20 protein-coding genes and 1 riboswitch are annotated in these 21,207 nt (G+C 67.5%); of the genes, 17 read left to right on the top strand and 3 right to left on the bottom strand.

Features of this window, described 5'->3' with window-relative positions:
• Positions 1-39 precede the first annotated feature (39 nt).
• The 11 genes from solA (at position 40) to LGY53_RS20215 (ending at position 12,827) form a co-directional block, all read left to right on the top strand.
• A complete protein-coding gene (gene solA / locus LGY53_RS20165; RefSeq protein ID WP_255664623.1) occupies positions 40-1,137 on the top strand; it encodes an N-methyl-L-tryptophan oxidase in 1,098 nt (365 codons plus the stop codon).
• Positions 1,134-2,324, top strand: a complete 1,191-nt coding sequence (locus tag LGY53_RS20170; RefSeq protein WP_225728235.1) for an aromatic ring-hydroxylating dioxygenase subunit alpha — start codon at positions 1,134-1,136, stop codon at positions 2,322-2,324. Before solA ends, LGY53_RS20170 begins: the two co-directional genes overlap by 4 nt.
• On the top strand, positions 2,321-3,802 hold the full coding sequence (locus tag LGY53_RS20175; protein WP_225728236.1) for an aldehyde dehydrogenase family protein: 1,482 nt from the start codon (positions 2,321-2,323) through the stop codon (positions 3,800-3,802). The genes LGY53_RS20170 and LGY53_RS20175 overlap by 4 nt, the downstream gene beginning before the upstream one ends.
• Positions 3,803-3,868: 66 nt before the next feature.
• The gene (locus LGY53_RS20180; RefSeq protein WP_225728237.1) at positions 3,869-5,413 is read left to right on the top strand and encodes an APC family permease; all 1,545 of its coding nucleotides are present in this window, start codon (positions 3,869-3,871) and stop codon (positions 5,411-5,413) included.
• On the top strand, positions 5,406-6,962 hold the full coding sequence (locus LGY53_RS20185; RefSeq protein WP_225728238.1) for a GMC family oxidoreductase: 1,557 nt from the start codon (positions 5,406-5,408) through the stop codon (positions 6,960-6,962). The genes LGY53_RS20180 and LGY53_RS20185 overlap by 8 nt, the downstream gene beginning before the upstream one ends.
• Positions 6,963-7,059: 97 nt before the next feature.
• The gene (locus LGY53_RS20190) at positions 7,060-7,845 is read left to right on the top strand and encodes an IclR family transcriptional regulator (protein ID WP_225728239.1); all 786 of its coding nucleotides are present in this window, start codon (positions 7,060-7,062) and stop codon (positions 7,843-7,845) included.
• Between the two features lie 200 nt (positions 7,846-8,045).
• A riboswitch (glycine riboswitch) is annotated at positions 8,046-8,145 on the top strand.
• 39 nt (positions 8,146-8,184) lie between these two features.
• Positions 8,185-9,480: a serine hydroxymethyltransferase gene (gene glyA / locus LGY53_RS20195; protein WP_225728240.1), complete on the top strand. Its 1,296-nt coding sequence runs from the start codon at positions 8,185-8,187 to the stop codon at positions 9,478-9,480.
• The gene (locus tag LGY53_RS20200) at positions 9,477-10,838 is read left to right on the top strand and encodes an L-serine ammonia-lyase (protein ID WP_225728241.1); all 1,362 of its coding nucleotides are present in this window, start codon (positions 9,477-9,479) and stop codon (positions 10,836-10,838) included. Before glyA ends, LGY53_RS20200 begins: the two co-directional genes overlap by 4 nt.
• A gap of 68 nt (positions 10,839-10,906) precedes the next feature.
• Positions 10,907-11,689 carry a zinc-dependent alcohol dehydrogenase family protein gene (locus LGY53_RS20205; protein WP_225728242.1) on the top strand — a complete coding sequence of 261 codons (783 nt, stop codon included), beginning with the start codon at positions 10,907-10,909 and terminating at the stop codon, positions 11,687-11,689.
• Positions 11,670-11,870, top strand: a complete 201-nt coding sequence (locus LGY53_RS20210) for a hypothetical protein (RefSeq protein ID WP_225728243.1) — start codon at positions 11,670-11,672, stop codon at positions 11,868-11,870. The genes LGY53_RS20205 and LGY53_RS20210 overlap by 20 nt, the downstream gene beginning before the upstream one ends.
• Before the next feature lie 27 nt (positions 11,871-11,897).
• Entirely contained in the window at positions 11,898-12,827 is a 930-nt protein-coding gene (locus LGY53_RS20215; protein ID WP_225728244.1) for a carbon-nitrogen hydrolase family protein, read from the top strand.
• Between the two features lie 47 nt (positions 12,828-12,874).
• Here LGY53_RS20215 and LGY53_RS20220 read toward each other — a convergent pair whose 3' ends face one another.
• Positions 12,875-13,693: an SDR family oxidoreductase gene (locus LGY53_RS20220; protein WP_225728245.1), complete on the bottom strand. Its 819-nt coding sequence runs from the start codon at positions 13,691-13,693 to the stop codon at positions 12,875-12,877.
• A gap of 85 nt (positions 13,694-13,778) precedes the next feature.
• Between LGY53_RS20220 and LGY53_RS20225 the strand changes: the two genes are divergently transcribed.
• A complete protein-coding gene (locus tag LGY53_RS20225; protein ID WP_225728246.1) occupies positions 13,779-14,429 on the top strand; it encodes a DedA family protein in 651 nt (216 codons plus the stop codon).
• A gap of 7 nt (positions 14,430-14,436) precedes the next feature.
• Here the strand turns inward: LGY53_RS20225 and LGY53_RS20230 are convergent, their stop codons facing one another.
• Positions 14,437-14,802: a darcynin family protein gene (locus LGY53_RS20230; RefSeq protein ID WP_225728247.1), complete on the bottom strand. Its 366-nt coding sequence runs from the start codon at positions 14,800-14,802 to the stop codon at positions 14,437-14,439.
• A gap of 314 nt (positions 14,803-15,116) precedes the next feature.
• Between LGY53_RS20230 and LGY53_RS20235 the strand changes: the two genes are divergently transcribed.
• The 5 genes from LGY53_RS20235 (at position 15,117) to LGY53_RS20255 (ending at position 20,920) form a co-directional block, all read left to right on the top strand.
• Complete coding sequence (locus tag LGY53_RS20235; protein WP_225728248.1) at positions 15,117-16,736, top strand: sugar ABC transporter ATP-binding protein; 1,620 nt, start codon at positions 15,117-15,119, stop codon at positions 16,734-16,736.
• Positions 16,733-17,914 carry an ABC transporter permease gene (locus LGY53_RS20240; RefSeq protein WP_225728249.1) on the top strand — a complete coding sequence of 394 codons (1,182 nt, stop codon included), beginning with the start codon at positions 16,733-16,735 and terminating at the stop codon, positions 17,912-17,914. The genes LGY53_RS20235 and LGY53_RS20240 overlap by 4 nt, the downstream gene beginning before the upstream one ends.
• Before the next feature lie 28 nt (positions 17,915-17,942).
• A complete protein-coding gene (locus LGY53_RS20245; protein WP_225728250.1) occupies positions 17,943-18,920 on the top strand; it encodes a substrate-binding domain-containing protein in 978 nt (325 codons plus the stop codon).
• Between the two features lie 54 nt (positions 18,921-18,974).
• Complete coding sequence (locus LGY53_RS20250; protein WP_225728251.1) at positions 18,975-19,967, top strand: DUF5937 family protein; 993 nt, start codon at positions 18,975-18,977, stop codon at positions 19,965-19,967.
• Positions 19,968-20,053: 86 nt separating this feature from the next.
• On the top strand, positions 20,054-20,920 hold the full coding sequence (locus LGY53_RS20255) for a TauD/TfdA family dioxygenase (RefSeq protein WP_225728252.1): 867 nt from the start codon (positions 20,054-20,056) through the stop codon (positions 20,918-20,920).
• Here LGY53_RS20255 and LGY53_RS20260 read toward each other — a convergent pair.
• Positions 20,908-21,126, bottom strand: a complete 219-nt coding sequence (locus tag LGY53_RS20260) for a hypothetical protein (RefSeq protein ID WP_225728253.1) — start codon at positions 21,124-21,126, stop codon at positions 20,908-20,910. The two genes, LGY53_RS20255 and LGY53_RS20260, sit on opposite strands and share 13 nt — an antisense overlap.
• Between the last annotated feature and the right edge of the window lie 81 nt (positions 21,127-21,207).

The following is a 21,207-nucleotide window of genomic DNA, read 5'->3' on the forward strand; positions in this document are numbered from 1 at the left end:
ACTGGGGGTTACGACGTCATCGTGATCGGCCTCGGCGGAATGGGCAGCGCCGCGGCATATCACTTGGCCGCGCGCGGGCAGCGGGTGCTGGGTTTGGAGAAGTTCACCCCCGCGCACGATCGGGGTTCCAGCCACGGCGGTTCCCGGATCATCCGGCAGTCCTATTTCGAGGATCCCGCCTATGTCCCGCTGCTGCTGCGCGCGTACGAACTGTGGGAGCAGTTGGCCGCCGACAGCGGCAGCGAGGTCTTCCGGATCACCGGCGGCCTCTACCTGGGTCCGCCCGACTGCCTGACCGTCGCGGGCAGCCTGCGCGCGGCCCGCGAATGGTCGCTGCCGCACGATGTGCTCGACGCCGCCGAAATCCGCCGCCGCTTCCCGAATTTCACCCCGGATCGCGACGATATCGGTTTGTACGAGGCGAAGGGCGGATTCGCCAGGCCCGAGTTGACGGTGCGGGCACATATCGATCTCGCACTGCGGGCCGGGGCGACGCTGGCGTTCGGCGAGGAGGTGCTCGGCTGGTCCGAGGACGAGCACGGGGTGCGGGTCACCACCGCGCGCACCACCTACCGGGCGCATCAGCTGGTGATCTGTCCCGGCGCGTGGGCGCCGAAGCTGTTGGCGGAGTTCGGCATCCCGATCACCATCGAGCGGCAGGTGCTGTACTGGCTCGATCCGGTCGGCGGCATCCGGGCCTTCGAGGATCAGCCGGTGTACATCGACGAGGACGCGGCGGGCAGCCAGATCTATGGATTCCCGGCCATCGACGGTCCGGACGGCGGCGTGAAAATGGCATTCTTCCGCAAGGGAATCGAATGTACGCCCGACACCATCGATCGGGTGGTGCATCCGCAAGAGATCGCGGAGATGCGCGAGCGGGTCGGGAAAATCCTTCCGGCACTGGACGGTCCGGCCGTGCACACGGCGACCTGCATGTATTCCAACACCCCCGATCAGCATTTCGTCATCGCCCGGCATCCGGACGCGGCCAGGGTGACCATCGCCTGTGGCTTCTCCGGTCACGGCTTCAAATTCGTTCCGGTGGTGGGGGAGATCCTGGCCGATCTGGCCATCGAGGGGAAAACCACCCACCCCATCGCACTTTTCGATCCGCAAAGGTTGGTGACGGCATGACGACGACGGACGGGCCCGCGCTCATACCGACCCTGGGCGGCAACTGGTATGTCGACGACCGTGTTTTCGCGGCCGAGCAGGAGCGGCTGTTCGAGCGAATGTGGTTCTGCGCGGTGCGATCCGGCGATCTGGCCGAGCCCGGCCAGTTCCGGCGGGTGCAGGTGGGCCGGGAGAGCGTGCTGGTGGTGCGCGGCCGCGACGGCGAGCTGCGCGCCTTTCTCAATATCTGCCGCCACCGCGGGGCGATGCTCTGCACCGAGGACACGGGCCAGGTGCGCCGCAATCTGCAGTGCCCGTACCACGCCTGGACCTACGGGCTGGACGGAAAACTCGTCGCGGCACCGAATATCGCCGCGCTGAAGGATATTTCGGGGGTGCCGATCGACCGGACGGCCTACGGTCTGATCCCGGTGGCGCTGCGGGAATGGCTCGGCTACGCCTGGGTCTGCCTGGCCGACCAGCCGCCCTCGTTCGAGGCCGATGTGCTGGGCGCGGTCACCGAACGGCTGGGCGACCCGTCCGCCATCGACGCCTACGATATCGAGCGGCTCGCGGTCGGCCGCCGCGTCGTCTACGACGTCGCGGCCAACTGGAAGCTCATCGTGGAGAACTTCATGGAGTGCTACCACTGCGCCACCATCCATCCCGAGCTCACCGAGGTGCTGCCCGAATTCGCGCAGGGGCTCGCCGCCCAGGTCTTCGTCGGGCACGGCGCCGAATTCGGCCCGGGCATAGCGGGTTTCACCGTCGACGGCTCGGCCGGATTCGATCCGCTGCCCGGTATCCGGGCAGACCAGGATCGCCGATACTTCGCGATCACCATCCGGCCGCAGGTCTTCGTGAATCTGGTGCCCGATCACATCATCTTCCACCGGATGTATCCGCTCGCGGTCGACCGCACCGTGGTGGAATGCGACTGGCTGTACACGAAAGATGTTGTGGCACAGGGTCGGGACGTGTCGCGCTCGGTCGAGCTGTTCCATCGGGTGAACGAGCAGGATTTCGCGGCGTGCGAGCGCACCCAGCCGACGATGTCCTCGCGCGCCTACCGCGACGGTGGGGTGCTGGTACCGGCCGAGCATCACATCTCGGAGTTCCACGATTGGGTTTCGCGCCGAGTGAGTGCGCCCGCGCAGTCCGATTGCTCGGGAAGATCGCGAGCGCACGGGAGAGGTAGTGCCCGATGAACGGCGAGCCGGACCTGTTCATCGGCGGCCACTGGGTGCACGCCGCCGACGGTGGCATCCGCGAGATCATCGACCCCGCCAGCGGTTCCGTCGCCGCGACGGTGGACGAGGCGACACCGGACGATGCGCTGCGCGCGGTGGCCGCCGCCCGCGCGGCCTTCGATGACGGCGCCTGGGCGGCGACACCGGCCGCCGAGCGGGCCGCGCTACTGCTGCGAATAGCCGACCTGCTGGTGCGCGACCGGGAGGAACTGGCCCGGCTGGAGACCGTCGACACCGGAAAGACGTTGGCGGAGAGCCGGATCGATATCGACGATGTGGTCTCGGTATTCCGCTACTACGCGAATCTCGTCGGCACACAGGCGGATCGGCTGATCGATGTCGGCGATCCGGCGGTGCTGAGCCGGGTGGTGCGCGAGCCGATCGGCGTATGCGTGCTGATCGCGCCGTGGAACTATCCGCTGCTGCAGATGTCGTGGAAGGTGGCGCCCGCGCTGGCCGCGGGCTGCACCATGGTGGCCAAGCCGAGCGAGGTCACCCCGCTGACCACCATCGCGTTCACCCGGTTGGCGGAGGCGGCGGGGGTACCCGCCGGAGTGCTGAACCTGGTGCAGGGCAGCGGATCCGCGCTCGGCGCGGCGCTCACCGCCAATCCGGATGTCGACCTGATCTCCTTCACCGGCGGATCGGCGACCGGGCGGATCATCGCCAGGGCCGCGGCCGAAAACCTCACCAGGGTCGCGATGGAACTCGGCGGCAAGAATCCGCATATCGTCTTCGCCGACGCCGAATGGGCCAGCGCGGTCGATCAGGTGCTGACGGGCGTATTCCTGCATTCGGGCCAGGTGTGTTCCGCCGGAACGCGACTCATCGTCGAGGCGTCCATCGCCGACGATTTCGTGGCCGAATTGGCGGACCGGGCCGAACGGATCAAGGTCGGCCCCGGCCTCGATCCGGCGAGCGAGACCGGCCCGCTGGTCTCGGCCGCGCACCGGGCGAAGGTGGAAGACTATGTCGCGCTGGGTATTTCGGAGGGCGCCAAATTGGTCACCGGTGGTACGCGCCCGGCCGATCCGGCGCTCGCCGACGGCAGCTATTTCCTGCCGACCATATTCGATCACTGCGACCGCACCATGCGGATCGTCCGGGAGGAAACCTTCGGCCCGATCCTGACGGTGGAGCGGTTCACCACCGAGGCGGAGGCGATCCGGCTCGGCAACGACACCGAATACGGCCTCGCCGCCGGGGTGCGCACCACGGACGCCGCGCGCGGCGAGCGGGTGGTGCGCGCGCTGCGGCACGGCACGGTGTGGCTCAACGACTTCGGCTACTACACCGCGGCGGCGGAGTGGGGCGGATTCAAGAAGTCCGGGAACGGCCGCGAGCTGGGCCCCAGCGGGCTCGCGGAATATCAAGAGATCAAACATATCTGGCACAACACGGCACCGAAGCCGGCGGCGTGGTTCAAGGGCGTCTAGCAGCATTTTCAGTTTTACGGCCGGACAGCCCGTACGGCCACGCACCGCGAAAGGCACGGTGTCGCAATGGTAGTCAAGGAACACAGCGTTTCCGACGATAACGGCATGGGGGATTTCGGGTATCGCGAAACCCTCGACCGAAGTATCGGGAAGTTCGCGAGTTTCGCGGCCGGGGTGAGCTATATCTCGATCCTGACCGGCACCTTCCAACTGTTCTACTTCGGCTTCGGCAGCGCGGGCCCGGCATATCTGTGGTCGTGGCCGCTGGTATTCGTCGGGCAGCTCGCGGTGGCGCTGTGCTTCATGGAGCTGGCGGCGCGGTATCCGGTGGCCGGCTCGGTCTACAACTGGTCGAAGGCGTTGGGCAGCAAGCTCCTCGGGTGGTCGTCGGGGTGGCTGATGCTCACCGCGTCCATCGTGACGCTGTCGGCCGTCGTGCTGGCGCTGCAGCTGAACCTGCCCCGGCTGTGGTCCGGCTTCCAGCTGATCGGCGACGGCACCGGTCAATACGATTACGCCACCAACGCGGTGGTGCTCGGCACCGTCATGATCATCTTCACCACCCTGGTGAATGCCTTCGGGGTGCGACTGATGGCGATGATCAACAGCGCGGGCGTATTCGTCGAGCTGATCGCCGCCGTGCTGATCGCGATCATCCTGGCCGCCAACGCGACTCGCGGTCCCGCGGTGTTCTTCTCCACGCACGGATACGGTGCGGGGCAGGCGGGCGGCTATCTCGGCGCGTTCCTGGTGGCCACGCTCGCCTCGGGCTATGTGATGTACGGCTTCGACACCGCGAGTTCGCTCGGCGAGGAGACGGTGGAACCCCGCCGCACCGCGCCCAAGGCGATTCTGCGCGCCGTACTCGCCTCGTTCGTGATCGGCGGGGCCATCCTGGTTTTCGCCGTGATGGCCGCACCCGACCTGGCCGATAAGAAGATCGGCAGCAGCGACGGCGGCCTGCAATACATCGTGGAGCAGGTGATGTGGGGCCCGTTGGGCCGGATCTTCCTGTGCTGCATCGTGGTCGCGGTGACGGTGTGTTCGCTGGCCGTGCACACCGCGGCGATCCGACTGGCCTTCGCGATGGCGCGGGACAACGCGCTGCCGTTCGGCGAGAAGTTGGCCCGGGTGCACGCCAAGACGCAGACACCGCTGGTGCCCGCGGTGGTGATCGGCGTGCTTTCCGCGCTGATCCTGCTGATCAATATCGGTCAGCCCAAGATATTCACGGTGCTCACCTCGATCGCGATCATCATGATCTACCTGGCGTACCTCATGGTGACGGGCCCGATGCTGCGCAAACGACTCCAAGGGCAGTGGCCGCCAAGGGATTTGGTGGAGGGCGGATATTTCACCATGGGACGGTGGGGTCTGCCGGTGAATATCGCCGCGGTGGTGTGGGGTGTCGGCATGGCGCTCAACCTGGCCTGGCCGCGGGCCTCGGTGTACGGCACGCCCTGGTACAACACCTGGGGCGCGTTCGTCTACATCGGCGCCATTCTCGGGGTCGGGCTGCTCTGGTATCTGCTGAAGGGCAGGCGCGGTATCGGCACGCTGGCGTCGCATGCGGTCGACGCGGCACTCGAAGGGGCGAAAAGCGATGTCTGACAGCGGCTTCGACTATGTGATCGCCGGCGGCGGCACGGCCGGATGTGTGCTCGCGGCCCGGCTCAGCGAGAATCCGGACGTGACGGTGTGCCTGCTGGAGGCCGGACCCTCCGATGTCGGCAACGAGGACATCCTGCGGCTGGACCGGTGGATGCATCTGCTCGACTCCGGCTACGACTGGGACTACCCGGTCGAACCGCAGTCGCGCGGCAACAGCTTTCTGCGGCACGCCAGGGCGAAGGTGCTCGGCGGATGTTCATCGCACAATTCGTGTATCGCGTTCTGGCCACCCGCCGAAGGGCTCGACGAGTGGGCGGCCATGGGCGCCAAGGGCTGGAGTGCGGCCGAGGTGCTGCCATATGTCGCCCGGCTCGAAAACAACGATGCCCCAGGCGATCACCACGGGCGCGGCGGCCCGGTGCGGCTGCGCGATATCCCGCCCGCCGATCCGTGCGGGGTCGCGGTGCTGGAAGCCGCGGCGGCCGCCGGGCTGCCGACGGTCGAATTCAATCGCGGCGCGACGGTGCGCAACGGCGCGGGCTGGTTCCAGATCAACGCGGACGAGGACAACACCAGGATGTCGTCCTCACACGCGTATCTGCATCCGATCCTCGGTGCTCGGCCGAATCTGGTTGTGCGCACCGGGCATCGGGTCAGCGAAATCCTGTTCGACGAGGCGCGCAACGCGACCGGCGTGCGCTGTCTGCGGCCCGACCTGACCGGATACGATACGGTGTCCGCGCGCCGCGAGGTGATCGTCACGGCGGGCGCCATTGATACGCCGAAGTTGTTGCTGCTCTCCGGAATCGGACCGGCCGAACATCTGCGGGAGATCGGCGTGCCGGTGCGGGTCGACGCGCCCGGCGTCGGCTCGAACCTCGACGATCACGTGGAGGGGCTGGTGTTCTGGGCGGCCGCGCGGCCGATGGTGACCACCTCGACGCAGTGGTGGGAGATCGGGATATTCGCGACCACCGACGAGGCGCTGCGGGTGCCGGACATCATGATGCACTACGGCAGCGTGCCGTTCGATATGAACACCGTGCGCCACGGCTATCCGACCACCGACAACGGATTCTGCCTGACCCCCAACGTGACTCAGGGCCGCTCGCGCGGCACGGTCCGGTTGCGCAGCCGCGATTTCCGGGACCGGCCCCGGGTGGATCCGCGCTACTTCACCGATCCGGACGGCCACGACGAACGAGTGATGCTGGCCGGAATCCGGTTGGCGCGCAAGATCGCCGGGCAGACGCCGCTGCGGGAGTGGATCGCCGAGGAGTTGGCGCCCGGACCGGACGCGGTGACCGATGACGAACTGCTGGATTACGTTCGGGCGACGCACAACACCGTCTACCATCCGGCGGCTACCGCGCGGATGGGCGCGGCGGACGATCCGATGGCGGTGCTCGATCCCGAACTCCGGGTGAAGGGCGTCGCGCGGCTGCGGGTGGTGGATGCCTCGGCCATGCCGAAACTGCCTGCGGTGAACCCGAATATCACGGTGATGGCGATGGCGGAGAAATGCGCCGATCTCATCCGCGGCGGCTGACCTCATCGGCGGTGGCTGAAACCGGGGACTTATCCGGGTGGGCCGAGCCGGGAGTGATCGAGGTGCGGCGGCGACCTCCGCTTAGAATGGCGTTGTCATGGCGAAACAGGATCTCGAGGAGAGCGGGCGGACCGCCGCGGTGCAGTCCGTCGACCGCGCGCTGCTCGTCATGGAGATCATCGCCAAACTCGGCCAAGCCGGTGTCACCGAGATCGCCGCCGAACTCGGCGTGCACAAATCCACCGTTTCGCGGCTGGTCGCCGTGCTGGAATCGCGGGGGTACGTCGAGCAGCTGTCCGAGCGGGGCAAATACCGGCTCGGGTTCTCGATCGTCCGGCTGGCCGGATCCACCAGTGCGCAGGCCGATCTCGTCGGGCAGAGTCAGGGCGCGTGCAACGCGCTCGCGGCCGAATCCGGCGAGACGACGAATATCGCTGTGCTGGACGGTGATCGGATCATCAATATCGTCGAGGCGATCGGTCCGGGTTCGATCGCGCTGCGGTCCTGGGTGGGGCAGAGCTGCCCGGCGCACGCGACCTCGAGCGGCAAGGTGCTGCTGGCCGCGCTGGAACCGGCGGCGCTGCGCAAACTTGTCGGGACCAAGCTGGCCGGGTACACCGCGAACACCGTCACCAAGGTGACCGACCTCACTGCGGAGCTGGCGGGGGTGCGGCAGCAGGGCTGGGCCGGCGTGCGCGAGGAGTTGGAGATCGGGTTGAACGCGGTCGCCGTGCCGGTGTACGACAGCAGTGGTTCCGTCGTTGCGGCGCTGAGCGTTTCGGGGCCGTCCTATCGGCTCGGGCCGGAGAAGTTCGCGCGCACGGCCGAGTTGGCCCGCGCGAGCGCGGCGGGGATCAGCCGCAGGCTGGGTTACCTGGGTTGAGCGCCGCGTTGACAAGGGGTGTGACCCCGGCAATACTGAGTTGCGCATCGAACATCTGTTGCGTTTTACGCAACAATTGAAATACGCCGTAATTGAATAAAATATACAGCCGTTCAGCCGCGGCGAGAGATCTCCACTCCGGTGGAGAGCCGAAGGAGCAACATCCTCCCGGGAATCTCTCAGGCCCAGTATCGCCGCGGACAGGCAACTCTGGAAAGTAGTGCGCCGCAAGCGTACTCGCCGACGGGGCAAGCGCGATCGCCGCGCGAATCTCTCAGGCCATTGGACAGAGCGGGAGGAGCCGAAACCCCACGCATCCGCGTAGACGAAAGGCTCCCCATGGCCGAACCAGCATCCGCCGTCCATTCGCAGCTCGACCAGCCGCTGCGCGAATTCGACCCGGCAGTGGCCGAATTGGTCGACCGCGAAATCGACCGCCAGCGGCGCGGCCTGGAAATGATCGCCTCGGAGAATTACGCGCCGCTCGCCGTCATGCAGGCGCAGGGCACGGTGCTCACCAACAAATACGCCGAGGGCTACCCGGGCCGCCGCTACTACGGCGGCTGCGAGCACGTCGACGAGATCGAGGCATTGGCCATCGCGCGGCTGCGCGCGCTGTTCGGCGCGGAATACGCCAACGTGCAACCACATTCGGGCGCACAGGCCAATGCCGCGGTGATGCATGCGCTGCTGCGGCCCGGTGACGCCATCCTCGGGCTCGCGCTGGATCACGGCGGCCACCTGACGCATGGCATGAAGATCAACTTCTCCGGCCGGCTCTACGATGTCGCGGCCTACCATGTGCGGGCCGAGGACCAGCTGATCGATATGGCCGAGGTGGCGCGGTTGGCGCGCGAGCACCGGCCGAAGCTGATCGTCGCGGGCTGGTCGGCCTATCCGCGGCACCTGGATTTCGCCGAATTCCGCCGGATCGCCGACGAGGTCGGGGCCCACCTGATGGTGGATATGGCGCATTTCGCGGGCCTGGTCGCGGCCGGGCTGCATCCGTCCCCGGTGCCGCACGCGCACGTGGTCACCTCGACAACGCATAAGACCCTCGGCGGTCCACGCGGCGGATTCGTGCTCGCCACAGCGGAATTGGCGAAGAAACTGGATTCGGCGGTGTTTCCGGGACAGCAGGGCGGGCCGCTGGAACATGTGATCGCCGCGAAGGCCGTCGCCTTCAAGATGGCGGCCGAACCGGCATTCCGCGAGCGGCAGGAGCGCACGCTGACCGGCGCCCGGATCCTGGCCGACCGATTGCTTGCCGCCGACTGCCGGGACGCGGGTATCGGCCTGGTGAGCGGGGGCACCGATGTGCATCTGGTGCTCGTCGACCTGCGCGCCGCCGAACTGGATGGCAAACAGGCCGAGGATCTGCTAGCGGAAATCGGAATCACGGTGAACCGCAACGCGGTTCCCTTCGATCCGCGACCGCCGATGGTGAGTTCGGGGCTGCGCATCGGCACCCCGGCGCTGGCGGCGCGCGGCTTCGACCCGGCCGCGTTCACCGAGGTGGCCGATATCATCGCGGCCGCGCTGTGCCGCACCGAACCCACCGCGGCGCTCGCCGCCCGGGTAGACGCACTGGCGCAACGCTTTCCGCTCTACACCGGACTGCGGGGCCCGGCGTGACGATCAGCGTCTTCGACCTGTTCCGGGTCGGCATCGGGCCGTCCAGCTCGCACACCGTCGGGCCGATGCGGGCCGCGGCGGCCTTCGTCGACCGGCTGAAATCGGCTGGTCTGCTGCATGATACGGCCACGATATCGGTGGAGCTGTACGGTTCGCTCGGGGCGACCGGACACGGGCACGGCAGCGTCGAGGCCGTACTCGCCGGGCTCGCGGGGGAGCGGCCGGAAACGGTCGACCCGGATGTGGTGCCCGCCATCGCGGCTCGGGTGCGCGAGACGGGGCGGCTGTCACTCGGCGGCGTGCACCCCATCGCCTGCGCCATCGACGACGTTGTGCTGCTCGGCGGCACCAAACTGGCGTTCCACACCAACGGAATGTTGTTCCGCGCCAAGGATATCGATGGCCGGGTCCGGTTCGAGCGCACCTATTATTCGGTCGGCGGCGGGTTCGTGCTCGACGAGGACGAGATCGACCGGTCGATCACCGCATCCGTCGCGGTGCCGCATCCGTTCCATACCGCCGATGAACTGCTCGCGCTCACCCGCGCCACTGGACGGTCCATCGCCGAACTCGTACTGGCCAACGAAATGTCTTGGCGCGGTGCGGATCAGGTGCGCGGCGAGCTGCTCGGCATCTGGGATGTCATGCGGCAGTGCGTCGATCGCGGTATGACGGGCACCGGCGTGCTGCCCGGCGCGCTGCGGGTGCGGCGGCGGGCGGCGGCGCTGCACGAGCGGCTCTGCGCCGAATCCGACGAGCGCGATCCGCTGCGCGCGATGGAGTGGGTCACCCTCTACGCCATGGCGGTGAACGAGGAGAACGCCGCGGGCGGGCGGGTCGTCACCGCGCCGACCAACGGTGCGGCGGGCATCGTGCCCGCGGTGCTGCATTATGTCCGGCGATTCGTCACCGACAGCGCTGCCAGCGTCGTCGAATTCCTGCTCACCGCGGGCGCGATCGGGCAGCTGATCAAGGAGAACGCCTCGATCTCCGGCGCCGAGGTGGGCTGCCAGGGCGAGGTCGGTTCGGCGTGCGCGATGGCCGCGGCCGGACTCGCCGCCGTCCTCGGCGGCACGCCCGAGCAGATCGAGAACGCCGCCGAGATCGGCATCGAACACAATCTCGGCCTCACCTGCGATCCCATCGGCGGTCTGGTGCAGATCCCGTGCATCGAGCGCAACGGCATCGCCGCGGTCAAGGCGATCACCGCGGCGCGCATGGCCGTGCGCGGCGACGGCAGGCATCACGTCTCGCTGGACAAGGTGATCCAAACCATGCGCGCCACCGGCGCCGACATGCTCGACAAATACAAGGAGACCTCCCGCGGCGGTCTGGCCGTCGCCGTCGTCGAATGCTGACCGCGATCCGACGTGACGGATCGCGGTGCTGGAATAGCGATCAGGCCGTCGAGTCGGGAGGTTTTCGCATGCGCGCAGCCGTGGTAACGCGGTTCGGACCCGCCGCCGAGGTGGTGCGGGTTCAGGATTACGAGCCGCCCGCGCTCGGCGCCGGTGCGGTCTCGGTGCGGATGCTCGCGGCGGCGATCAACCCGTCGGATCTGGTGACCGTCTCGGGTGCCTACGCCTCGCGCACCGAGTTGCCGCTGGTGCCCGGATTCGAAGGTGTCGGGCGGGTCTGCGGCGTCGGGCCGGGTGTCACCACCCTGGCGGTGGGCGACCGAGTGCTGCCCATCGGAAGTGCGGGCGCCTGGCAGCAGGTGAAGACCACCGAGGCGCGCTGGTGTTTTCCCGTGCTGCCGGACCTGACCGACGAACAGGCCGCGCTGTCCTATATCAATCCGCTGACCGCGGTGCGGATGGTCACCGACTTCGCGCTGCCCCGCGGCGCGCCCGCGGTGGCGGTGAACGCGGCGGGCTCGGCCATCGGCGGCATGCTGGCGCGGCTGCTGAACCGGCACGGGATCCGGCCGGTCGCGCTGGTGCGCGGCGACGCGGGCGGACCGGGAACCGCCGGACCCGAATGGGCCGGGGTGCTCAGCACCCGGGAGCCTGGTTGGGAGCGGGAGCTGATCCGGTTGACCGGCGGCGGACCCGAAATCGGCTACGACGCGGTGGGCGGTGCGGAGGGCGACGCGCTTTATCGCGACGCTGCGGTCCGGCGGCAGCCTGGTGCATTACGGGCTGCTGTCGGGTCGTCCGCTATCGGCTCGCCGCCCCGACGTATCCGTCGTGCTGTACCGCCTGCGTGATTGGGTGCACCGGGCAGGACGCGAGGAATTGCGGTCGGCCTTGGACGAGGCGGGCCGCCTGGTCCTGGACGGCACTGCCGCCTCGACCGTGCAGGGGATATTCCCGCTCGACAACGTGCGCGCGGCGATTCTGGCGACCCAGCGATCCGGCGGGCGGGGAAAAGTGTTGCTGCTGCCCTGATTACAGCCGCACGCTTACTATCGGCGCATGCGTATCGCTGCGGCACAGGCTCGGCCGGCCTGGCTCGATTCAACGGCCGGAACGAAACTCGTGATCGAATGGCTGACCGAGGCCGCCGGACAAGGGGTCGAGCTGGTGGCCTTTCCGGAGACCTTCCTGTCCGGCTATCCGATCTGGTTGGCGCCGCTGGATGGGGCGCGGTTCGACGATCCGGTTCAAAAGGCCGCTTACGCTTACTATTTGGATGCCGCGGTCGAGCTAGACGGGCCGCAGTTGGCGACCGTCCGGGCGGCGGTCGGCGATCTCGGGATGTTCTGCTATCTCGGCATCACCGAGCGAGTGCGGGGCACGGTGTACTGCACACTGGTCGCGATCGACCCGGTTCGCGGCGTGGTCGGCGCGCACCGCAAGCTCATGCCGACCTACGAGGAACGCCTCGTATGGGGGATCGGCGACGGAAACGGTTTGCGCGCGCACGATTTCGGCGGATTCCGGGTGAGCGGACTGTCCTGCTGGGAGAACTGGATGCCGCAGGCCAGGCACGCGCTGTACGCCGACGGCGCGACCCTGCACATCTCCACCTGGCCGGGATCCATCCGGAATACCAGGGATATCACGCGTTTCATCGCGCTGGAGGGCCGGGTCTACTCCCTCGCCGCGAGCGCGGTCCTCGAATACGCCGATGTGCCAGCCGATTTCCCGCTGCGCGCCGAACTTCTCGCGCTGCCCGAGCCGGCGGGCTTCGACGGCGGATCCGCGATCGCGGGCCCGGACGGCCGCTGGCTCGTCGAACCCGTGGTCGGCGCGGAGCGGCTCGTCATCGCCGATATCGATCCGGCCGAGGTGGCAAGGGAGCGCCAGAATTTCGATCCCGCCGGTCACTACTCCCGGCCGGATGTATTCACGGTGACCGTCGACCGCAGGCGCCGGAACCCGGCCGTATTTCTGGAGGATTAGTCGATCGCCCTGGGTGGCAGCCGAATCCGGCTGCCACCCAAGCGTGGTCAATTCCCCTGCGCGGCAGCGGAAACGTCCTGCCATTCGCGCCACTGCGCCAGCCGGGACTCGTAATCCGCCGTGGCGATGATCAAAGGCGCGGTGCCGAGGAACAAACGCAGCGGCGGTTCGTCCGCGTCGACTACGGTCAGGATCGCGGTGCTGGTCGCGGTCGGATCGCCGGGGGTGAACCGGGTCCGCTGGGCCGCCCGCGCGGCGCGGGCCGGATCGTAGGCCGGGATCGGGGTGGCGTGCTTGGCCGACGGACCGGCCCAATCGGTGCCGAAACCGCCCGGTTCGATGAGGGTCACGTGAATGCCGAACGGCGCGACCTCCTGCGCCAGCGACTGCGAAAACCCTTCCAGCGCCCACTTCGACGCGTGATACGCGCCGAGGTTCGCGAATGCGGAGATGCCGCCGATGCTGGAGACCTGGAGGATATGCCCGCTGCCCTGTTCGCGCAGGATCGGCAGCGCCGCCTGGGTCACCCAGAACGCGCCGAAGACGTTCGTCTCGAATTGTGCCCGCAGCTCGTCCTCGCCGATCTCCTCGACCATCCCGAACTGTCCGTAGCCCGCGTTGTTCACGACGACATCGAGGCGGCCGAACCGCTCGGCCGTCCGGCGGACCGCCGCGAAATCACCTGCCCGATCGGTGACGTCCAACTGGATCGGCAGGAATGTGTCGGGATATTTGGCGACCAGGTCGTCCAGCGTGCCGAGATCGCGGGCGGTACCCGCGACGCTGTCGCCGCGCTCGAGGGCGGCGCTGGCCCATTCCCGTCCGAATCCCCTTGAAACACCGGTGATGAACCAAACTTTGCTCATGCCGGCCACGGTAGTCACCTGGAGTGCACTCCAAGCAAGAATTTATCCTGCCGGGAACTTCGGCGCGATCGGTAGCGTGGGGACCATGGATTCGCTGCTGCATCGGATACTCGATATCGCCCCGGTGTGGGTGTACCTGGTCGTCACCCTACTGGTCTTCGCCGAGGACGCGATATTCATCGGGTTCGTGGTGCCGGGCGAGACGGCGGCGGTGATCGGCGGTGTCGCCGCCAGCCAGGGACATGTACAGCTGTGGGCGATGATCCTGCTGGTGGTCGCGGCGGCCATCATCGGCGACAGCGTCGGCTATGAGGTCGGCAAACATGTCGGGCCGCGCCTGTTGCAGGCCTCGATGCTGGACCGGCATCGCGGACGGCTCGATCGCGCGCGGGATTTCCTGGCCCGCCGCGGCGGATGGGCGGTGTTCCTCGGCCGGTTCACCGCATTCTTCCGCGCCATGATGCCCGCGCTGGCGGGCACCGCGCGGATGCCGTACCCGAGGTTCCTGGCCTTCAACGCGGTCGGCGGAATCGTCTGGGGCACAACATTCGTGGTGCTCGGATTCGTCGCCGGACAGTCCTACGAGGCGGTGGCCAAGACCGTCGGCCGGGATATGGCCATCGGCGTCGCGGTGATCGTCGTTGTCGGACTTGTCGTTTGGAAGGTTCGTGAGCGGCGCCGCGACCGGACGATCGAGGCCGAATACGCCGCCACCCACGAAATCCAGCGGTCCTAGCTCTTTTTCACGCCTCGACCGTGGCGACGGTGTCGACACCGTAATTCTTGGCGTAGGCGTTCTCGACGCCGACCAGCAGTGCGACGATTTCGAAATACCGATCCCAGAACGGGGTTTCGCGAAGCGCCTCGATGACGAGCTCGTACGCGTGGTGGTCGCGTGCCTCCCACATCCAGACGTCGGTCACCTGCGCCGAATAGAACTCGGTGTCGAAGAAGCGCGATCTGACATCCTTCGCCTTTTCCCTTACCGTCGGGAGGATTTCGGTGGTGAACGCCGCGATCCGCTCGTCGATCGAGAGTGCGAGCCATTCGGGTGTCGTCTTCACCAGCATGAACGCCGTGACACCCGCTTCGAAGGGCTCTGCCGCCATGATCTTTCCCTTTCCCGCTGAAATCGATCCGCCGGAAATCCGGCACACCTCGAGTCTCGGCCGCCCGATGAGTTGCTGTCTACTGCAAAGTTGACAACTATTATTTGCGCACAACGCAATTCGATGTTCGGTGGCTCGCGCGGCGGCAAAAAAAATCGAGTCTCGAATCGTTGCCGCCGATACGCCTATGCTGTCGGGATATCTAATGAGATCGGCGTCACATCGGAGTGGATGGCCGGTGGCGTCCGTCGGCGGGGTGAGGAGGCCGGCATGGCTCGGATCGGGCTGCTGGGCAACGGATTCGCGAGGATCCGATGACCGGTGTGGCAACCGAGGAGCGCACCGCGCTGCTCACCATGAGCGATATCGTCAAAACCTTTCCCGGCGTGCGTGCGCTGCGCGGCGTCGATCTGACGCTGCACCACGGTGAGGTGCTCGCCCTGCTCGGCGAGAACGGCGCGGGCAAATCGACGCTGATGAACGTGCTCGCCGGGGTCTTCCCGCCGGATTCGGGAACCATCGAGATCGACGGCGACCCGGTGCATTTGCGTTCGCCGAAGGATGCGGCGCGGCACGGCATCGCGATGATCCACCAGGAACTGAACCTGGTGCCGGAGCTGTCCATCGCCGACAATCTGTTCCTCGGACAGGAATTGCGCACCGCGCGCGGCACCCTCGACCGGACCGCGATGGACGCGCGCACCCGCGAACTGCTCGCCACGGTCGGTCTCGCCCTGCCGCCGCGCCGCCTGGCCCGGCACTGCCGCCTCGCCGAACAGCAGTTGATCGAGGTCGCCAAGGCGTTGAATCACCATCTGCGCGTGCTGGTGATGGACGAGCCGACCTCCGCGCTCGCCGACGCCGAGACGCAGCATCTGTTCACCGTCATCCGGACGCTGTCCGCACAGGGCGTCGGCGTGGTCTACATCTCGCACCGCATCGAGGAATTGGCGCAGATCGCCGATGTGGTGACGGTGCTGCGCGACGGGGCCAACGCGGGCACCCGGGCCATGGCCGGGGTGAGCGCGGCCGAACTCATCCAGCTGATGGTCGGCCGCCCGCTCGGTGAGCTGTTTCCCCGTCGGCCGGAACAACATTCGGACGGTGCGGTCCGGCTGCGCGTCGACGGACTCTCGACCAGCGGCAATACTGTTGCCCTGCAGGATATTTCGTTCGAGGTGGCGGCCGGTGAGATCGTCGGGCTGGCCGGCCTGATGGGTGCGGGGCGCAGTGAGGTGCTGGAGGCGCTCTACGGGGCGGGGCACGAGGTCGGCGGCACCATTCGATTGAACGGCCGCCGCTATCGTCCGCGCGACCCGCGCTATGCCATTTCCCGCGGATTCGCGCTGGTCGCCGAGGATCGCAAGGCGCAGAGCCTGGTGCTGGGCAATACGGTGCGGTTCAACGCCTCGCTGGCCGCGCTCGGTCGCTATCTGCGGCCGTGGCGCACGGTCGACGTCGGCCGCGAACGGGCCGAGGTGACAACGCAATTGACCGAACTGCGGATCCGGGCCACCGGGCTGGCCACCGTGGTCGGCACCCTGTCCGGCGGCAACCAGCAGAAGGTCGTGCTGGCCAAATGTCTGCTCACCCGTCCGTCGGTGCTGCTCATGGACGAACCGACCCGCGGTATCGACGTCGGCGCGAAGGCCGAGGTGCACGCGCTGATGGATCGGCTGGCGACGAACGGCGCGGCGGTGCTGGTCGTCTCCTCCGAACTTCCCGAGCTGATCGGCATGTGCGACCGCATCCTGGTGTTGTGCGAGGGCCGGATCACCGGGGAATTCCACCGCGATCCCGCGCGCGGGGCGCCGTTCGATCAGGAGGCGATCCTCACCGCGGCCATGGCGCGGGCCGCGCACACCCTGCCCGCCGAGGACGATCTGCCCGCCGGGAACGATCTGCCCGCCGAGAACGACCAGGAGCTGCGATGACCGGCGACCGACTCAGGCCGTCACCCGACCGGACCGCCGAGGAGCTACCCGGCGAGCGGCAGGCCCTACCCGCCCGGATCCGCCTGACGCTGACCCGGCTGCTGCCGTATCTCGGTGCGGCCCAAGGCTATATCGGCCTGCTGCTGGTGATCGCGTTCGGCATCCTGACCAAGGGACAGTACTTCTGGAATCAGACCAACCTCACCAACGCGATCACCGCGTTCTCCTCGCGCGGCATCCTCGCAGTCGGCGTCACCCTGGTGATCCTGACCGCGGGCATCGATCTGTCGGTGGGGTCGATCATGGGCATCGGTTCGATGACCGCCGCCATGCTGCTGGTGCACCAGAATCTCGGCCCCTGGTTGATCGTGCCGGCCTGTGCGGCGGTCGGCGCGGTCTTCGGATTGGCCAATGGCTTGGGCACCACGGTGTTACGGATTCAGTCGTTCGTCATGACGCTGGCCATGCTCTCGATCGTGCGCGGTATCGACCGGCAGGTGTCGGGCAATGTCGCGGTGGGGACGGCCGTCGCCGGCGAGAACGGGCAGCCGACCCGGCAGGCCGCCGCGTTCGCACAGCTCGGCACGCCCGGCCACACCCTCTTCCAGGGCACCTGGCTGCCGCTGTTCGGCAAGGCCGGAATCGGTTATCCGGTGGTGGCTTTCATCGCCGTCTGCATCGTCTTCCAAATAGTGCTCACCAAGACCAGATTCGGCAGGCATATCTATGCTGTCGGCGGAAATCCCACCGCGGCAAGACTTTCCGGTGTGAACGTCACGCTGGTCGTGGTCGCCGTGTTCACGCTGTCCGGGCTGCTCGCCGGATTCGCCGGGCCGATCGACGCCGCGTACAGCGCCTCGGCGGATCCGCTGGCGGGCACCGGTTACGAGCTCGACGCCATCGCCGCCGCCGTCATCGGCGGGGCGAGTCTGGCGGGCGGCAAGGGCACCGTCACCGGCACCTTCGTCGGGGCGCTGATCCTCACTCTGCTCGACAATGTGTTGGGGCTCAACGCGATCAGCACGAACGCGCAGCTGATCATCAAGGGTTCGATCGTGGTGGTCGCCGTTGTCCTGCAGCGGCCCGGATTCTTCCGCGGTATCGCCGAGCCCATCACGCGGCTGTTGCGGCGGCAGGCCGCCGCGACCGCGCCCACACCGTCCGAACCCGGGCCATAACAAATCCCTCTTCACACAGGAGTCGACAATGCTGTTGCGTCGCTTCGCATATCTCGCCGTGGCGCTGGGCACCGCGGCCGCGTTCGGTTCGGCCTGCGCGGCGAATCCGCCCAGCTCGTCCGGGCCGGGAAAGCAGTTCGTCATCGGCTATTCGCAGTCCAACAATGCCGAACCCTATCGGGCCCAACTGAATCTGCAGTTGGAGTACTTCGTCAAGCAGCATCCCGACCTCAAACTGCTGCCCATCACCGACGCGCATCAGGACAGCGCGACGCAGGTGAGCCAGGTGCAGAACTTCATCCAGCAGAAGGTGGACGCGCTGATCGTCTCGCCGAACGAGCCCGCGCCGCTCACCGCCGCGGTGCAGCAGGCGTGCGCGGCGCATATTCCGGTGGTGGTCCTGGACCGCAGCGTGAACACCGACTGCTATTCGTCGTTCATCGGCGGCGACAACTACGACATCGGCAAGCGGGCCGGGCAGGCCGCGGTGCAGGCGCTGCCCAACGGCGGCAACGTGGTCGAACTGCGCGGCATCCTGTCCGACCAGCCGCAGGTCGATCGCGACAAGGGCTTCCGCGACGCGGTGGGGGGCCACAACATCACCATCATCGAACAGCAGGAAGCCAAGTGGCTCAAGGCCAATGCCACCACGACCATGCAGCAGTGGCTGGCGAAGGGCGACAAGATCGACCTGGTGTACGCGCAGAACGACGATATGGCGCTCGGCGCGGAGCTGGCCATACAGGGCGCCGGTAAGACCATCCCGGCCATCGGCATCGACGGCCTCGCCATCCCGACCGGCGGTATTCGCGCGGTCCAGAACGGCCAGCTGCTCACCACTTTCGTCTACCCGACCTGCGCCGAACAGGCCGCCGAGACCGTGGAGAAGCTCATGCATAATCAGTCGGTGGAGAAGAAGCAGGTGCTGCCGACCACCCAGGTGACCAAGGACAACGCCGCGCAGCTGTATCAGCAGTACGATATGTCCGGGAAGGTGGGGAAGTAGCGAATCACGTTGCCGGACGGGCTGGTTCGCTCAGGTCGACGCTAGAATAGCTCGATGTTGCGGGTTCGCTGCACCGTCGATGATCTGTTGCGGGTGTCGTTCGTCGAACATCCGGCACCGCTTGCCGAGCTGACCTACGCGATGCAGATGTTGCAGCGCCGGGATCCGGATCCGGTGTTCGGGCCGTGGCGGCAGCGGGTGGCGCATGCGCTGCCGAATCAGGCGCGACTGCTCACGCATCTGGTATCGCCCAAGGGCGCGGGCCCGTTCTTCCTCGATCCGCCCGATCCCACTCTGGCGGACGGGGTCGAGCGGGTGCTGTCCACGCCGCGCGCCCAGGTGGTGTCCGAACTCGAGCGGATGTGCTCGCTCGACCGTCCGCGCACGCCGTGGCTACGCAGGCTCGCCGACCAGGACGGCGAGGCATGGCAGGCGCTGGAACAGGGTCTGGTGCAGGCGTACGGCGCCATCCTGGCCAATCACTGGGAGAGCCTGCGCGCCGGTTTCTATGCCGAAATCGCCTGGCGCGCAAGAACGCTCGCTAGACACGGGCTGCACGCCACCCTGACCGGCCTCAGCCCGGCGATCCGTTTCTCCGGCACGACCCTGGAGGCCGACTTTCCCCGCGATGTCGAAATCACCCTGGCGGGCAACGGGATAACTCTGCAACCGGCGCTGGTGTGGACCGGCCATCCGATGATCGACTACAAACCCGGCGAACCCCTCGTGCTGATCTATCCGGCGCTCACCCCGCTGCCGCTGCTCGGTTCGCCCGAACCCCACGACGATCCGCTCACCGCCCTGCTCGGCGCGACCCGGGCACAGGCGCTGCGCTCGCTCACCCGCGAACAGACCACCACCGATCTCGCGAAGGAATTGTCGACCACCATCGCGGCCGCGTCCCGGCAGGCGAAGACGCTGCGGCAGGCCGGGCTCATCGCCTCCTACCGCGACGGAAAAGCCGTGTGGCACAGGTGCACCCGGCTCGGCCTCGACCTGCTCACCTCGCAGTCCGGCGCCTCGGATGCGGGAAGGTTTGCGTCCTGAGGTAAACCTTCGACCCCGTCGCCGAATCCCGGCATAGTTCGGCTGTCCGAGAAGAGGTCTCGCGCCGATGGTGACCGAGGTGGCGAATGGTGTTGCGCGACAGTGTCGCATTGGCGGGCGTGGTGGCGGACGGCTTCGACGAGTGCCGGGTCGGGATACCGCCGTCGCTGGCTCGGCTGATGCGCCATCCCGTCGGCTTCGGCGTCGCGGAACGGGCCCGCGCGGAGCTCGCCGGTCTGCTCGAACGGTATGTGCACCGCAAGCCGGGCGTCGTGGTGCTGACCGATGTGCCGACGGCGATCGCGGTGCCCGCGCTGATGTGTGTGACGGGTCTGTTGGGCCGTCCGCGGCCGCACAACCGCGATGGCGAGCTGATCGCGGAGATCGGTCGGCCGGAATACGGGCACCGGTTGGGCACCGATGCCGCCGATGGACCGCAGCCGACGCCGGATTATGTTGTGCTGCTATGTATTCGGCCGTCCAGCGGCGGCCGCGTGCTGGTGCACCTCGACGATATCGTCGCGGAATCGACGCCGGAGCTGATCGGCGCGCTGCGCCGCCCGTTCCACTTCGACCGCAACGGTGATCAACGTCTCGGCGAGCTGTCGACAGTGCGCAAACCGATCCTGTTCACCCAGAATGGGCGGCCCGCCATCGCATACCGGCGCGATCTCATCGAAGCGGGCCATCGGCGGAACCGGATTCCGCCGTTGACGGATGCTCAGATTTCCGCGCTCGACGGGCTCGACTCGGTGCTGTCCAGGCCGTCCATCCGGGTCGGGGGACGACTGCGCGCGGGCGAGCTCGCGATCTTCGACAATCTCTCGCTGGTGCACGGCTGGACCGAGTTTCGAGGGGACTCGCGACAGTTGTTGCTGCGCACGTGGATTCACGCCGACCCGGAACCGGTGCGGTTCCGGGTCGAACCTCAGCGCGGCAATCAGAATACGTAGCTCTGGCACTGCTGGTCGGGGGCGTGCAGGATCCAGCATTCGGCCGATCCGGTGATGGGGTAGAAGGGGCTCAGGACCGGCTGCCCTTTGGCGGTGGCCGGTTCGCTCGGCTGCAGCGGGAGCCCGGGCTCGGCGGAGGCGACGCCCGTCGTCATGCCGCCGATGATCGCCGCGGCCAGCGCGCAACCCGCGAGTGTGTACTTCACAAGGATCCTTTCGTCGAACTGTCTGTCGGACTAGCAGGTTACGGCCAACCGGTATACCCCGCGGTAGCCTCAACTGTGGTG

The sequence above is a fragment of the Nocardia sp. JCM 34519.1 genome, from assembly GCF_020361265.1.
GTDB lineage: Bacteria > Actinomycetota > Actinomycetes > Mycobacteriales > Mycobacteriaceae > Nocardia > Nocardia arthritidis_A.